Annotated in this window: 18 protein-coding genes; 11 read left to right on the top strand and 7 right to left on the bottom strand. The window is 63.2% G+C overall.

Annotated features, from left to right (window positions below):
* The 4 genes from BLU35_RS35410 to BLU35_RS32770 all read right to left on the bottom strand — a co-directional run.
* A partial coding sequence (locus BLU35_RS35410) for a helix-turn-helix domain-containing protein (RefSeq protein ID WP_143033039.1) occupies window positions 1-247 on the bottom strand: 247 nt, incomplete at its 3' end.
* On the bottom strand, window positions 222-581 hold the full coding sequence (locus BLU35_RS32780; RefSeq protein ID WP_093236228.1) for a hypothetical protein: 360 nt from the start codon (window positions 579-581) through the stop codon (window positions 222-224). The genes BLU35_RS35410 and BLU35_RS32780, both read right to left, overlap by 26 nt.
* 10 nt (window positions 582-591) lie before the next feature.
* Complete coding sequence (locus tag BLU35_RS32775; RefSeq protein WP_093236227.1) at window positions 592-1,287, bottom strand: SOS response-associated peptidase; 696 nt, start codon at window positions 1,285-1,287, stop codon at window positions 592-594.
* Between the two features lie 276 nt (window positions 1,288-1,563).
* Window positions 1,564-2,967, bottom strand: a complete 1,404-nt coding sequence (locus BLU35_RS32770) for a DUF1254 domain-containing protein (protein ID WP_093236226.1) — start codon at window positions 2,965-2,967, stop codon at window positions 1,564-1,566.
* A 305-nt stretch (window positions 2,968-3,272) separates the two neighbouring features.
* Here BLU35_RS32770 and BLU35_RS32765 point away from each other — a divergent pair, with 305 nt between their 5' ends.
* The 9 genes from BLU35_RS32765 (at window position 3,273) to BLU35_RS32725 (ending at window position 11,027) form a co-directional block, all read left to right on the top strand.
* Window positions 3,273-3,848: a TetR/AcrR family transcriptional regulator gene (locus BLU35_RS32765; protein ID WP_058327140.1), complete on the top strand. Its 576-nt coding sequence runs from the start codon at window positions 3,273-3,275 to the stop codon at window positions 3,846-3,848.
* On the top strand, window positions 3,845-4,816 hold the full coding sequence (locus BLU35_RS32760) for a DMT family transporter (protein WP_176907543.1): 972 nt from the start codon (window positions 3,845-3,847) through the stop codon (window positions 4,814-4,816). Before BLU35_RS32765 ends, BLU35_RS32760 begins: the two co-directional genes overlap by 4 nt.
* 118 nt (window positions 4,817-4,934) lie before the next feature.
* On the top strand, window positions 4,935-5,858 hold the full coding sequence (locus tag BLU35_RS32755; RefSeq protein WP_093236225.1) for a DMT family transporter: 924 nt from the start codon (window positions 4,935-4,937) through the stop codon (window positions 5,856-5,858).
* A 66-nt stretch (window positions 5,859-5,924) separates the two neighbouring features.
* Entirely contained in the window at window positions 5,925-6,656 is a 732-nt protein-coding gene (locus BLU35_RS32750) for a hypothetical protein (protein WP_286161708.1), read from the top strand.
* Window positions 6,657-6,963: 307 nt separating this feature from the next.
* On the top strand, window positions 6,964-7,398 hold the full coding sequence (locus BLU35_RS32745; protein ID WP_058322403.1) for an Rrf2 family transcriptional regulator: 435 nt from the start codon (window positions 6,964-6,966) through the stop codon (window positions 7,396-7,398).
* A 173-nt stretch (window positions 7,399-7,571) separates the two neighbouring features.
* Window positions 7,572-8,456, top strand: a complete 885-nt coding sequence (locus BLU35_RS32740) for an NAD(P)/FAD-dependent oxidoreductase (RefSeq protein ID WP_093236224.1) — start codon at window positions 7,572-7,574, stop codon at window positions 8,454-8,456.
* Between the two features lie 135 nt (window positions 8,457-8,591).
* Entirely contained in the window at window positions 8,592-9,410 is an 819-nt protein-coding gene (locus tag BLU35_RS32735) for an arginase family protein (protein ID WP_093236223.1), read from the top strand.
* Between the two features lie 92 nt (window positions 9,411-9,502).
* Window positions 9,503-10,297, top strand: a complete 795-nt coding sequence (locus BLU35_RS32730) for a DUF1194 domain-containing protein (protein ID WP_093236222.1) — start codon at window positions 9,503-9,505, stop codon at window positions 10,295-10,297.
* Between the two features lie 388 nt (window positions 10,298-10,685).
* Window positions 10,686-11,027: a DUF6616 family protein gene (locus tag BLU35_RS32725; protein ID WP_057253779.1), complete on the top strand. Its 342-nt coding sequence runs from the start codon at window positions 10,686-10,688 to the stop codon at window positions 11,025-11,027.
* A gap of 22 nt (window positions 11,028-11,049) precedes the next feature.
* On the opposite strand, the gene BLU35_RS32720 is transcribed toward BLU35_RS32725, so the two are convergent.
* On the bottom strand, window positions 11,050-11,481 hold the full coding sequence (locus BLU35_RS32720; protein ID WP_093236221.1) for a GNAT family N-acetyltransferase: 432 nt from the start codon (window positions 11,479-11,481) through the stop codon (window positions 11,050-11,052).
* Between the two features lie 338 nt (window positions 11,482-11,819).
* Between BLU35_RS32720 and BLU35_RS32715 the strand changes: the two genes are divergently transcribed.
* Window positions 11,820-12,329: an NUDIX hydrolase gene (locus BLU35_RS32715; protein WP_058322398.1), complete on the top strand. Its 510-nt coding sequence runs from the start codon at window positions 11,820-11,822 to the stop codon at window positions 12,327-12,329.
* Window positions 12,330-12,480: 151 nt separating this feature from the next.
* Window positions 12,481-12,948, top strand: coding sequence for a group III truncated hemoglobin (locus BLU35_RS32710; RefSeq protein ID WP_093236220.1), 468 nt, complete (start codon window positions 12,481-12,483; stop codon window positions 12,946-12,948).
* A gap of 21 nt (window positions 12,949-12,969) precedes the next feature.
* Here the strand turns inward: BLU35_RS32710 and recX are convergent, their stop codons facing one another.
* Both recX and BLU35_RS32700 read right to left on the bottom strand, forming a co-directional pair.
* The gene (gene recX, locus BLU35_RS32705; RefSeq protein ID WP_286161707.1) at window positions 12,970-13,530 is read right to left on the bottom strand and encodes a recombination regulator RecX; all 561 of its coding nucleotides are present in this window, start codon (window positions 13,528-13,530) and stop codon (window positions 12,970-12,972) included.
* 262 nt (window positions 13,531-13,792) lie between these two features.
* On the bottom strand, window positions 13,793-14,563 hold the full coding sequence (locus BLU35_RS32700) for a siderophore-interacting protein (RefSeq protein WP_093236218.1): 771 nt from the start codon (window positions 14,561-14,563) through the stop codon (window positions 13,793-13,795).
* Between the last annotated feature and the right edge of the window lie 216 nt (window positions 14,564-14,779).

Below are 14,779 nucleotides of genomic sequence, written 5' to 3'. Positions count from 1 at the left end.
ACTGCGGGCCGGGAGCCTTGCCATTGATCAGGCCTTGGGGACCACGTTCGTTGAACCGCATGACCCAGTCCCGAACAATTTGGAGCGTGACGTTGCCGAGGCGGGCGGCATCGGAACGCGAGCCTCCATCGTAGATCGACGCGAGTGCCAACAGACGTCGTGCCTGGGCTGCGTCCTTCGTCTGCCGCGCCAGTCGCCGCAGACCTTCTCCATCAAAATCGTCACGTAATGAAATCCCTGATCGCATCGCAGACCTCCGGTTTGCACGAGAGATTCAGATTCATCGCGCTTTGGGAAGGCCAAAGAGTCGAGGTCAGCGAGGCGGCGTATAACAAGGTAGCCCAAATAAGTATGCCCATAGGATAGCCATAGAGTAATTTTTCCCGAGGCGACATCTCAAAGTCAGGATCGGTCGAATCTCCCTTGTACATCTTCGGCCCGAAATCGACGGTAAAATCCCAGCCATTGCCTTTGTAAAAGCGCAATGACCAGATGAACCAATAGGTTTCCCGGATCAGAAATGCGGCGAGTACAGGTACGACCAAGTACAGTACGTAAACGGGGTCTTCGTTCTTCAGCAAGATGATTCTCTCACTCCACCGGATCGAGAATATCCGGCGTATCGTTCTTCGGCGAGCCCACCTTGCTTCCGATCTTCCACATCGTCATCAATTCCGGCGGAAACGGCTTCATCAGGTCAGGCGCTTCCGGCTCTGGCGAAAGCCAGCGCTCGTAGTCCTCAGGGTGAAGGATCATCGGCATGCGGTCGTGGATATCGGCGATCATGGCGTTGGCATCGGTGGTGACGATCGCGAAGGTGCGGATATCCTCGTCGGTTGCCGGGTCGCGCCATGTCTCCCAGATGCCGGCAAGGCAGAAGGGTTCGCCCGATTTCATGGCGATGGCATAGGGCTGCTTGTCCTTGCCGGTGCCGTGAATGTCCTTCCACTCGAAGAAGCCGTCGATCGGCACCAGGCAGCGGCGCCGCTGATAGGACGAACGGAACTTCGTCGCGATCGTGTCGCTGCGCACGTTGACGAGCGGCCGCCCTGCCTTCGGATCCTTCGTCCAGCTCGGGATCAGCCCCCAGCGCGCCGAAACGAAGACCGGGCCGAAGAGATCGGGATCGCGGATCACGTCGCGGATGATGATTGGATAGATCAGCGTCGGCGCGCCGTTATAGCGCGGAAACTGGTTGGCGAGCGCTTCGACGCCGCCGCGCGTCGCAAAGCCGAAGGCGCGCAGCAATCCCTCGAGATTGGTCTTCAGATAGACGCGTCCGCACATGATCGCTCCTCTGGAACAGGCGGCAAAACGAACGGCAGCATCGGCTTTGCGCATTCAACAGGCGCCGGAGCCGCAGGCAAAAGGTATAGCCCGGCCGCTCCGGGTCAACGGCCGTAGCCCATGGCCCTCTCCGGGCTCCAAGAAGTTTGGCGCCAGCGCCCTCTTCTACAGCGCCGCGCGTCTTATCAGACGCGCAAAGGTCGCTGTAGCACTTTGAATTGCTGCATGTTTTTGTCCTTTAATCGGATACGATTAAAGGAAACATGCAGTGGCGCGTCACTTCATCTTCTCGACATCGGGCAGCTTCCAGCTCTTTTCGAACAGCGGCTTTTCCGGGCCGTAGAGCCTGAAGAGCAGCTCGAACTTGCGGCTCGGATCGACCGGCACCCAGTTGGCCTCCTTGCCCGCTGGCGCCTTGGCGCCGAAGAAGACCTCGACCGAGCCGTCGGCGTTCTTCTTCACGCCCTCCCCGATTGAGGCGACGCTTGCCTTGTCCATGTTGCGGATCAGCGCATGGGTCTCGCGGTCATAGGCCGTCACCGACCAGTATTGCTTGACCGGCGCATCCTTCGGCACGATGAGGCGATAGTTGGCGCTGCCGTCGAAGGCGTTGCCGTCCTTATCCTTGTTGGCCATCAGGTAGAATTGCGCCGTGCCGATATGCTTGATGCCGGTGAAGCCGAGCGTGTAGGTCACGCCGCGGGCGTCGACCGGATAGCTGTTCGGGTCGGCATAGGCGTCCGTGGCGGCCGCCACCATGTCCGGCAGGCCGGCCGGAAACCAGCGGATGCCCTCGTTGATCACAGGGAAGCCAGCGTCATAGCGTGCGGAAAGCTCGGCCTTGGCCTCGGCGGCCGCCGCGTCGAGAAGCTTCTTCGTCTCGTCGCTTGGCTGGTAGGGCTTGCCCTTCTCGATCCCGAGCGTTTTCAGATGATCGATCATCACCCGGTCGCGTTCGAGCCAGGGCTCCGTCTGCACGACGCGGTTCAGGTTGTCGAAGAATCTCGCATCGTAGCGGATGGTGCTGTCGAACAGCACATCATAGGCGTCTGTAAAGACCGTTTCCGGCGGCTTGTCGGTCACCGGCATCGGGTAGATCTTGATCTTCTTGCCATAGGCGACCGATTTTTCGATATCGGCGTCGGCATGGCTCTTCAGGTTAGAGCGCAGCAGCGCAAAACCTGTGAATGTGTCCGAGCGAAGCGGAATGAAGCCCTCCGGCACCTCGCCCATGTAGTCCGGCGGCAGGATCAGGTACTTGCCGCCCTTGCCCTTGTCCGCCCCCTCCGGCCCGGCATCCTCAAGCGGCATCTGCCAGGCGTTGACGATGTTGCCGGCGATCGATCCGCCTTCGGCCGGCGGAATCTCGATGACGATGGGCCCGTCCTTCACGTTCCAGAACGACATGAAGTAGATCGCGTCCGGGTTCGGCGTCAGCGTCTGGTTCTTCCAGTTGACCGGCCGCGACCAGTAGACGATCTCGTTGACCTTGGCCTTGGTCTTCGAAAGCGCCTCCTGCAGCATCAGGTCGGCGTTGACCGCCGGCATGCCCCAGATGACCGCCTCCGTCGCCCGGCGCTCGACGGCGCGGCGCTGAAGACTTTCCGGCGAAACGTCCTGTGCGACGACACTCGCCGTTCCGGCAAGGAGCGCAAGCGCTGTAAAGGCAACCCGAAGCATGTGGATCCTCACTTTCGGCAATGTCCATCTGAAGCGCGAAACGCAATGCGGCGTGACGCCAGGCCGCATCTTTCCACCGCGATGAACCGCTGGGAAGTAGACCTCCCGCCTTTTCGCCGCGGAAGTACGTAACAGTTACCTAAATCAGAAAACCAGGCCCGTGATCGCCGGCTCCTCCTCAGACCGGACACTGCCTTGGCATTGAGCCCTTGGCATAGCGCCCTTGGCATCCGGCCCCTTACATCCGGCCCTTGACATCAGGACAAATTAGGTAGATCGGTCTACCTAACGTTTTGGAGAAAGCGATGAGCGAGAAAGCGCCGGCGCGCGAGCGCCTGCTGAAGGCCGCGGCCGAATTGTTCTATCGAGATGGGGTCGGTGCCACCGGCATCGATGCAATCACCGCGCATGCGGGCGTCGCCAAGATGAGCCTCTACAACAACTTCTCGTCCAAGACCGATCTGGTGAATGCCTATATCGAGGCCCGGCACAAGGAATGGCAGGAGCTTTACCGTGAGCGCCTGGCACACGCGGCAACGCCGCGAGACCGGGTGCTGGCGATCTTCGATAGCTATGTCGACCACGCCGAGATGGCTTACTCCTGGGGCTTCCGCGGCTGCGGGCTGCTGAATGCCGCAGCCGAGCTTTCCGTCGGTGACCCCGCCCGCGCCATCGTCGCCCTGCAGAAGGACGAGGTCGAAACGCTGTTCAAGCAGTATCTCAGCGAGATGCGGCCCGACGCCGGGGCCGCGATCGACGAAACCGCAGAGCATCTCTCCTTCTTGCTCGAAGGCGCGATGTCCCGCGCCGGCCTTGACGGCAACGACATCAGGCTGAAATCCGCGCGCAGGATCGCCATCTCCATCATGGACCAGCTATGACCTCCCAGAATTCCGTTTCTTTCGTCGGCTTTGCCTGCGTGCTGATCGCCTCCGCCCTCTGGGGCACGACCGGCACCACCGCCACCTTTGCCTCAGGTGTCAGCCCGCTCGGCATCGGCGCCGTCGCCATGGGTTTCGGCGGCCTGCTCCTGGCGCTGACGGCGCTGCACTCGATCGTCAAGAGCAGCAGCCGGATCGCTGCACAATGGCCGATGCTGGTCCTCGGTTCGCTCTCGGTCGCGATCTATCCGCTCGCCTTTTACAGCTCGATGCACCTCGCCGGCGTCGCCATCGGCACCGTCATCTCCATCGGCGCGGCGCCGCTGGCAGCCTCGCTGATCGAGCGCATCTTCGACGGCCAGAAGCTCACGACCCGCTGGCTGCTCGGCGCTGCCGCCGGCCTTGCTGGCGCCGTGCTTCTCACTTTTTCCGAAAGCGCCGGCCACGGCGGCGGAAACGCTCAGGACGCGACGGTGGTCCTTTACGGCGTTCTGCTCGGCCTCGTCTCCGGCCTGCTCTATGCGCTCTATTCCTGGGTAGCGCGCCGGCTGATGCAGGCGGGCATCCCGCCGCGCGCCGCCATGGGCTCGATCTTCGGCGTCGGCGGCGTGGCTCTCCTGCCGGTGCTCGCCTTCACCGGCGCGCCGCTGCTCGCGTCGTGGACGAACATCGCCGTCGGCGTCTACATGGCGCTCGTGCCGGTGCTCGTCGCCTATGTGCTCTTCGCCTATGGTCTCGCCCGCGTGTCGGCCACCATGGCGACCACGCTGTCGCTGCTCGAACCGGTCATTGCCGCCGTGCTTGCGGTCGTCATCGTCGGCGAGCGCCTGCCGGCCGAGGGCTGGGTGGGTATCGGCCTGATCGTCGGCTCGCTCTTCGTCCTGACCGTTCCGGTGCCGGGGCGGCATCGCCGCGCCAAGCCTGAGCGATCCGATGCCGCGATCGACGCGGCGCTCCACACCCGCTAGATCATTTCATTGTTTCATCGAAACACTGAAATGATCTAAGTCTTTGAAATTACGCAATTCCGGACGGAAAACCGTTTTGCACTTTTCCTGGAATTGCTCAAGAGCCGGAAGCCTTGAGATGAGCGACGTTGCTGCGCTGCCCCAACGCCAGGCAAACCGGTTCTTGGCGGTCTTCATTCTGATCCTGCTCGAAGCGGCGCTGGTGATCTCCTGGAGCGCCGGCTTCGTCGGCATCCGCTTCGCGATCGACCACGCGCCGATTTTCCTGATCCTGCTCTGGCGCAGCCTCGTTTCCGGCCTGTTGCTGCTTCCCTTCGCGCTGACGATCGGGCCGAAAATCCGGCTGAAGAGTGCAGTGCCGCAGATGCTCTTCGGCGCACTCGCCATGTCCGGCTATCTCGCCGGCTTTGCGCTCGCCATCTCCTACGGCGTGCCGACCGGGCTCGTGGCGCTGATCGCCGACATGCTGCCGCTGGCGGTCGCCATCCTCTCCTGGCCCATTCTCGGCCAGGCGCTTAACCCCCGCCAATGGCTCGGCTCCTTCATCGGGCTTGCCGGTGTGCTCATTGCCTCCGGCTCGTCGGTCGATCTCGGCGACGTGCCGCTCTGGGCCTATGGCCTGCCGGTGCTCGGCACCCTGTCGCTGGCGCTGGCGACACTTTTGCAGAAGCGCAGCCCGGCGGGCGCCATGCCGGTGCATCAGAGCCTCTGCATCCAGTGCCTTTCGGCGGCCGCGATCTTTGCCCTTTTCGCCTGGCACGAAGGCCGCGTGCTGCCTGTTCTCGATCCGGGTTTCGTCGGCGGCATCCTCTGGCTGGTCTTTATCGCCACCTTCGGCGCCTGGAGCCTCTATTATCTCGCGCTCAAAAAATCCTCGCCCGCCCGCGTCACCGCGATCCTCTATCTGAGCCCACCCGTGACGATGATCTGGGCCTTCGTCATGTTCGCCGAACCCCTCTCCTGGGCCATGGCAGCCGGCCTCACCGTCTCGCTCATCGGCATCGTCATCGTCGCACGGGCGCAACGGCCGGTTCACGGCTGACGGCACGGCTTGCATCTTGCGGTGGTCCTTGCGAAAGCTCTCCACCAAACAATCAGGGCAGCGGCCATGAGCTTTTCCGAAGTCAAACCACGTCACGTGCTCTGCCTGCTCGGCGGAGAGCGGCCCTTCTCCGAGCTGTGCGGCATGATCCAGTCGGCGATCGACAGTTTCGCCCCCGGCTTCGAGATCGACTATACGTTTTCCGAGGACGCGCCGGATGACCGCATGCCGATGTCCTTCGAGGTGTGCTGGGATCGCGTGCAGAAGGGTGCGTGGACTAAAGACGACGAAGAGGCTGTCGGCGACCACCGCTCAGTGATCTATGTGCTCGGCCCTGCGATGACGGCCGAGGATGCCGTGGAGACCTCCGGCACGGCGCTTCGGCTGGTCGTCCATGCACTGGAAAATGGCATCGTTGCCGCCAAGGGCGAGAGCGCCGGCGTCGCACACGGCGTTGCCAGGTGGAAGCAGCTTGCCCACGACGCGGAGAACAAGAGGGGTGCCGCCCTGGCCCGCCCCTGCCGCCTCGCCTTCGGCAAGCGGCCGATCGGCACCGCCGAACATCTCTACAGCATCGGCTTTCATCTGGTCGGCATCCCCGACGTCCACGCGCCAAGAAGCCTGTCCGACGACGAACTGGCGCTGAGCGCGATGATTGATACTGTTGCCGAGGAGGTTTTCGCCGAGGGTGTCGAAAAGGTCGTGGCGCGCCGTGGCGCCAAGTTACTGCCGGTCGACGCCTACGACGAGGAAGAGTTCAAATACAACCCCTACGGCGCCCTCCATCTGGCGCCTTAGGCCTAGCCTGAGGTCAGCATGGTCCCCATCGCTGCCCTGTCTGCTTGCCACGAGAGACCCCCACCCACCCTCATCTCTGTGCTCGTCACAGAGATTCAGCAGCCGTGCGTCGGCACGGCGCGAGATGTGACCCCGGCGCTGACTCCCACATTTGTGGAGAAGTCCCTCGCGTCGCGGACGCGGCGCGGCTGGATTCCTGTGACAAGCACAGGAATGAGGACTGGAGAAACGCCTTGCCACACCGTCAGGCCCGCTGCCCGTCACACCCCCCTTGCATCACGCTTCGATTCGTAATAATTGAAGTTACATGAAAAAAGACAGCCGCCTTTCCTCCGTTCTGCACGCGCTTCTCCACATGGCCGAGCGCGGCGAACCTTTGACCTCGGACGAGCTTGCGCTCTGCATGCGCACCAATCCGGTGGTCGTCCGCCGCACCATGGGCTTCCTGCGTGACGCCGGCATCGTTTCCTCCGCCCGCGGCCATGCGGGCGGCTGGGCGATCACCGCCGATCTCAAGACCGTGACGCTCCGGCAACTGCATGAGACGCTCGGCGAGCCCGCGATCTTTGCCATCGGCAACCGGCAGGAAATGCCGGAATGCCTCGTCGAGCAGGCGGTCAATGCCGCCCTCGACACCGCCTTTGCCGAAGCGGAGGCACTGCTGCTCGACCGCTTCGCCCATGTGACGCTCGCCGACCTCGCCGAGGATTTCGCCAGGCGGCACCGGCTTCGATCGCAATGACAGCAGCCGATCGATCGACGTCATGACGTGATCGATCAAAATACATCCGCCCATCCCGGGACCGCGTGAAGCGCGGTTTTCCGGCCGGAATTCCATGCCCAAAGGCTCGGGTTGACGCACTGGTTCAAGAGACCGGTGGGCTGATCTGCGCCCAACCGAAAGGACCTGAATCAATGCAACAGGACGTCATCATCATCGGCGGCAGCTATGCCGGCATGGCCGCCGCCCTCCAGCTTCTGCGTGCCCGCCGGCGCGTGGCTATCATCGACGAGGGCATTCGCCGCAACCGGTTTGCCAGCCACTCCCATGGCTTCCTCGGCCAGGACGGCATCGCGCCCGCCGAGATCGCCGCGACCGCGCGGGCACAGGTCTCCAAGTACCCGACGCTCACCTGGATCGACGGCCGCGCTGTTTCCGCCAGCGGCAAGAACGATGCCTTCGTCGTCACCACCGCCGACGGTGCGTCCTTTGAGGGACGACGTCTGCTCTTTGCAACCGGCGTCAAGGATGGCCTGCCTGACATCGAGGGGCTCACCGAACGCTGGGGCAAGAGCGCCTTCCATTGCCCCTATTGCCACGGCTACGAGCTGAACGAGGGCGAGATCGCCGTCATCGCGGCAAGCCCGATGTCGATCCACCAAGCGCAGCTCATTCCCGAATGGGGCAAGGTGACCTTCTTCACCAATGGCGCCATCGCGCTCGACAAGGAGGGCCGCGCCGACCTCGTCAAACGCGGTGTCACCATCGACGAAACCCCGATCGTTAGGCTCGAAGGCCTCGCGGAAGTGGTGCTGACAGACGGCCGCTGCCTGCCCTTCTCCGGCATCTTCGTCGCCACCCGCACGACGCCCGCCAGCGACATCGCCGAACGCTTCGGCTGCGAGATCGAGGAAACACCGATGGGGCTGCAGATCCGGGGCACGGCCGCCAAGGAAACGACCATTCCCGGCGCCTATGCCTGCGGCGACGTCGGCCGTGTTCCCCATTCGGTCTCGCTCGCCGTTGGCGATGGCGCCTGGGCCGGGGCGCAACTGCACCGCTCGCTGGTTTTCGAATAGAGAGCAGCCAGCGCATGGGCGGCCCTGCGGCGGCAGACCGAACGGACGCATCCGCCGTGCACCGTTCTGCGTCCAGCCTTGTCAAATCGACTGCCCCTGTGCTTCGTTCGGTCCGAACGTAAGTTGGAGTGATCGATGCCAATAGCTCTCACCTGCTTCCAGGGTCGCGCCGGCGACCACAATGACCTGGCCATTCCGGGCGCCCGATCGATCGCCTCCCATCTCGCTCGAAGGCTCGGTCTTGAAACCGTCGTGATCGGAGAGCCGGAACCGGCGCTGAACGGCCATTGGACGGTCGAGCTCGAAGCCGCGATGCCGGCACTCCGGCGCATGCAGGATCGCTTCGACGCGGTTTACGCCGAAGGATCGTTCTCGCTGGCGGCGACGAGCCGTTGCGCGGTGTCGCTAGCAACCCTGCCTGCCGTCGCCAGGCACCATGACGATGCCGTCGTCGTCTGGTTCGACGCGCATGGCGATCTGAACACACCTGATACCAGCAGCACCGGCTATCTCGGCGGGCTGGCGCTTTCGGGGCCGTGCGGCCTCTGGAAATCCGGCCTTGGGCACGGTGTCACCGTTCGCAATGTCGTCCTGGTCGGGCAGCGCGACCTCGATCTGTTCGAAGTTAGCCTCATCGCTGTGGGGCACATCCCGCATATCCGCCCCGGCGCCGACCTTGCGCAGAAGCTTGCCGAGGCCGTCGCCGGCAGGCCTGTCTATATCCATCTCGACTGCGACGTGCTGAACCCTGGCATCGTCCCGACCGATTATCAGCATGACGACGGGCTGTCGCTCGACGACTTGCGCGCGGCCTGCGAAGTCCTTGCCAAGAGCAAAGTCGTCGGCTTGGAGATCGCAGAGTTTCAGAACGCCTGGTCGGAGGGCGGCGAACCGGTGACGCCTGAACCGTTGATCGAGGCACTGGAACCGCTTCTGCAAAAGCTGCGCCGCTGACCTCGCCCTCGGCAGGCTGCCAACGCTCCTCATTGCGGACAGCCGGTTTGGGCGTAGCATGATCCTCCTGCTTGCGTTCGGTATCGGCTGCAATGACGCTCAGATCGGTCCTTCTTGCCTGCGCCTGTCTGCTCGGCGGAAGCGCCTCCGCCAAGCCGCTATCGGTCGATCTCGAACTGGTGCTCGCCGTCGACGTCTCCTATTCGATGGAACTCGACGAGCAGCGGCTGCAGCGGCAGGGCTATGTCGCCGCCTTTCTCGAGCCCGAATTGATCGGGGCCATCGAGAACGGCCCGCTCGGCCGCATCGCCGTCACCTATGTCGAGTGGGGCGGCTCGGCCGTGCAGGTCACGCCCTGGACGCTGATCGACGGTCGCGGCACGGCGGCGCAATATTCCGAGCTCCTGCGTCGGCAACCGATCCGGCGGATCGCCTTCACCTCGATCTCCAACACCCTTGCGTTCACGCGACGGCTGTTCGATTTCAGCCCCTTCGAGGGCAGCCGCCGCGTCATCGATATCTCCGGCGACGGCCCCAACAATTCCGGCGTCCCGGCGCCGGTCGCCCGCAATTCCACCGTCGCCCGCGGCATCGTCATCGATGGCCTGCCGATCATGCTGAAAACACACGCAGCCTCGGACTCAGCCTCCATCCCCGACCTCGACGCCTATTACCGCGAATGCGTGATCGGCGGCGACGGTGCGTTTCTGGTGAAGGTGTCCGATAGCGGCGAGTTCGCCAGCGCCATCCTGCGCAAGCTGATCACCGAGATCTCCGGCCTGGAGGTAAGTCGCATGGAGCCGGCCACCGTGCGGCCGGTTCAGGCCGGCAGCGGCTACAATTGCTTCATCGGCGAGGAGATGCAGGAGCGGATGATCGGACGGTAGACACAATCTTGCTGCCCTGTTGCCGTGGAGCGTCCTTCTGCCCTCAAGTGATGCGGCTTGGAGGCAGGATGCTCTAGTCCGCCACATCCCCACCCGTCATCCTCGGGCTCGACCCGAGGATCCATGCGCGCAACGTAAAACACTCAGGCCACAGTTCTGGATGCTCGGGTCAAGCCCGAGCATGACGGAGGGCCAGGTGCGCCAGCTAAGGCACGCGGCGCTATGCGCCATCAGCGCGGTTGCAGGCGCGCCGCTTCAGTCAACGACCGGGATCTCCATCCACAGCCAACAACAGGCAACGTGTTGACTCTGAAATTGCAGGAGCATGAAACGGCTCTCCGACCGAACACTCCGATTTCAGACTGACAAGCAGACACGAAAGCAGACTATGCCTCACTACCTGACCGAACTTTACAGCGCCAAGCCGGCGTGGCTTGCCCTTTCAAGGCAGGGACGCCAGCAGTTCTTCACCGCGATCGGCTCCGCCATGCCGGCGCTGACGGCGCTCGGCGTGGAGCTGATCACCTTCGGCAAGGTCGACCAGTCCAAGCTGCACGCGGCCTCGCAGACCTTCTTCGCGGTGTGGCGCTGTCCGGATGCGACGGCGCTGGAAGCGCTCGTTTCGGGTATCGCGCAATCCGGCTGGCATGAGTATTTCGACACGATCAACGCCGGCGGCAAAGGCATCGATTTTGCCGGCCACCTTACGCAGCTCGGCGAAGCCGCATAGGTCCTGCCTGTGTCCCGCTTCCTTAACTCGCGATCGGCTTGAGGGGGCTGTAGAAAACGATCTCCGGGTCGTTCTCGTCCAGATTGTCGATATAGCCACTCGGCCGAAAACCGGCCCTGATCAGCAGACCCTGCATAACGCGGTTGGACATGTTGGTCGAGGTAAAGAGTTTTGAGCCGGCGCACATCGCCTGGAAATGCCCGATCAACGCCGCGCCGAGACCACGCCGGCGATGGGAGGCTCCGACCATCAGCATCTCGATAAAGGCGTGGCCAAAGAAGTGCCGGGTCAGCACGCCATAGGCCGCAACCTCGCCATCGATCTCGACCAGATGGCAGCAGCCGTTTTCCAGCCAGGCCGCGATGTCACCGCATCGTGTTGGATCGCCCGCCGCAACGGTGTCGATCGCACAGAGCGCCGGATGGTCATCCTTGACCGCAAGTCGAATTCGCATGGTCCGGTTCCGCAATTTTCGCGGGAACCTACGGCGATTGATCGATCCGCGCAATGACGATGGAATGCCGCCCCCAAAAGGGCACCATCCCCGCCGCCAGCCAATGCCAGCGGCGGGGGATTGCGCCTTAGCGCGGCGACAGTTGTACGTAGCGGTTACGACGTGGGACGCCTGGCGCGCGCAGTTGCGCGCCTCGCGGCGGCAAATATTCGGTGGATGAAGCACGCCCGATCATCGGATTGCCATCCGCCACCGCTTCCGCGTAACAAGCGGTTGCCATTAATATCTCGCCGCGAAACTGCCGGCGCTTGCACAAGGGCGCGACAGAAAAGGGACGCATGAAATCGACCAAGAAGGACAGCGGGCAAAAGACCGGCAAGGCCGGAACGCTCTTGCAACAACTTGCAAGATCGCCCGAGAAGCTGTTTTCAGGGTCGTTTCGCCAGCAAATCGCCGCACTTTGCTTCCGCCCAGCGAAAGCTGGCAGCGGCATCGAAATCCTGGTGGTCACTTCGCGTGAGAGCGGTCGCTGGGTCATTCCCAAGGGATGGCCGATGAAGCGCAAGAAGCCATACGAGGCGGCGGAAATCGAGGCCTGGCAAGAAGCCGGCGTACGCGGCAAGGTCCGGAAAAAGCCGGTCGGCAGTTACACCTATCTGAAATCGCTCGATGACGGCGACGTCGTGCCCTGCGTGGTCGATATCTTCCAGATCGAAGTCGATGAAATGGCGGATGATTTCAAGGAACGCGGCGAGCGCGTTCTCGCCTGGGTCAGTCCCGACGAAGCAGCGCGCCGTGTCCGCGAAATCGAACTGAAGTCACTGCTGGTCGAATTCGTGCCGCGCTGAACGATAGCATCCTGCGGTCCCGTCCAAACCGCAAACACTCGCCCCCGCATTGACGACAGATTGCCGCAATCGGCGGTTCGGCCTTTGGCGCTGGCGCCAACAGCGCCTATATGAGGCCGGCAAAGCCGAGGGCCGAAGCCGGGGTATTAGGATGAACGACGAACTGCAGGGCCGCGCCGTCCATGTCGCGGCGATCCGTGAACGGGCGGAAGCCGAGATGAAGGCGATCGGCGTCGACGAGACTTTCATCGGTCATCTGGTCGATACGTTCTACGGGCGCGTGCTCGCCCATCCGGAGCTTGGGCCCGTCTTCGACGCGCGGCTTTCGGGCCGCTGGCCGGAGCATATGGAAAAGATGAAGAGCTTCTGGTCGGCCGTCGCCTTCCGCAACGGCGCCTATGGCGGCAAGCCGGTGCAGGCCCATGTCGGCGTCGCCAACATGACGCCGGATCTCTTCCCGAAATGGCTGGAACTCTTCTCCACCACCCTCGACGACATCGCGCCCAACCAGGAGGCCAAGGCCTGGTTCATGGCGACGGCCGAGCGTATTGCCCGCAGCCTGACGCTTTCCCTCTTCTACAATCCCGCCCTCGACGACCCTGCGCTGAAGCGCGGGTGACGGACGGGCCTTGCCGGACCGTCAGAGCAAGCGGCCCGCGATCAGGATTTCCTCCGCCTCGTCAAAGGACATTGCAAAAACCCGCTTGCCCAGTTCGAAGCTGAAACCGGCCCGGGCAAAGGCGGAAAGCTCCTTCGTCGTGCGCTTCTCGTCGAGATCGATCTTGCGAAACGGGCCGAAAGCGCGCTTCCGCGCAAGAACGACGGCGGCATAGAGATCGTCGGCCTCCGCAACCGCCGCTGCGACATCGGTTTTCGCGATGCCCTTCTGCGACAGTTTCTGCGCGATCGCCCGCTTCGACTTGCCGCCGCGCATGCCCGAGCGGGTCTTGATCTCGGCATAGGCCTGATCGTTGAGCGCGCCGTTGTCATAGGCGAAGGTCACGGCGGCAGCGGCCAGTAACTCTACCTGGGTGGTGCTGATATCCTCGAACTTCTCCCGCGCCTTGCGCGCGATCGCATCGAAAAGCTGCTTCTCCGTCAGCATCTGGCGGTGAAGCCGATAGGCCGCGGAATTGCGCGCCCAGGCATACATGCGTGGCGTCGGCTGATCCGATTGCTCTGTCTCGTCGTTGAGGTACAAGCCTGCCCTACCCTCGTAGTGACCACAGTCAGCAACAGCCGATCGCGATCCGAGGGATCGGACCAGCGCCGCATCGAAATGCGAAATGACCTGACTCTCCCGGACAAGGCAATTCCGCAGCCAACCCGGCTCACAGTTTTCGCGGGCGTTGTTCCGTTGGAATGGCGGCGAGCGCACCGAAAGGCGGGCGCGGGCATGAGGGCGCCGCGACGGAAGGGCCGCGCGGATCTTTCGAACCGGTGGCCCTCCGTTCTCGCGGTCGCTAGTCGAACTTCTCGGTGCTGTCCGCCTTACCCTTCACCCAGTAGCCGGAGGCCTTGAGCCAGGTGAGCGGCAGGCCACGCTCCTCGACGAAATGGCTGCGGATCGCCCGTGTCACCGCGGCCTCAGCCGCAATCCACACGAAGGTGCCGGGCTCGAGCTTCACCGAACGCACGACCGAGAGCAGCGCCGAAGGGTCGCTCGCCCTATCGAGCGGACGATAGGCCCAATGGGTCGTGAGCGCCGCTTCGGTGCGGAAGGCCTGGCGTTCGTCCGGCCCGGTGACAGCCGCGATACTGGTGATCTCGTGGCCATCAGGCGTCTCTTCGATCCGCCGCCCGATGGCCGGCAGCGCCGTTTCGTCGCCGATCAGCAGCCAGCGCCGGAAATCTCCCGAGACGACGGCCGAACCGCGCGGCCCGCCGATTTCGAGGTGATCGCCGACCGCAGCATTCATCGCCCAGGCGGTCACGGGCCCCGCCTCGTGCAGCGCGAAATCGAGCGCCAGGATGCGTGCGTCGTTGTCGTAGCGCCGGGGCGTATAGTCCCGGTGTTCCACGGTGCCGTCGACTCCGGGCACGAAGATCTTAATGTGGTCGTCCGCCCCGAGGCTGACGAAGTCCGCGAGATCTTCGCCGGAAAGCGTGATCCTGAGCATGCCAAGCGTAATACGCTCGATGCCGGAGACGACGAGCGACCGCCGCCTGAGCTCATGGCGAACGCGCTCGATGCGCGGCGCAGGAAGGTTGGAATAGTTGAGAGGATTGTCCATTTGCATCCTTTAGGGGGCTCGAAAACCTCGATCCGCAGGACACAGTCGCGCAGATCGAAGCCGCTTCAAGCCGTTCGATCATACGCGTTGAGTGACGTTAACGCTTACGTGGCCGGGATACGCCCGGTCATGTCACGCTTTCTGTCTATCGGAGGACGCCGCTTCGATCAATGCGTCATCTTGACCAAAACACGAAGGTTTTCCAGCCAAAAGAAA

This window comes from Sinorhizobium sp. NFACC03, assembly GCF_900103435.1.
Classification (GTDB): domain Bacteria; phylum Pseudomonadota; class Alphaproteobacteria; order Rhizobiales; family Rhizobiaceae; genus Ensifer.
Note: the sequence above shows the minus strand (reverse complement) of the source record. Positions and strands in the feature narration are given on the sequence as shown.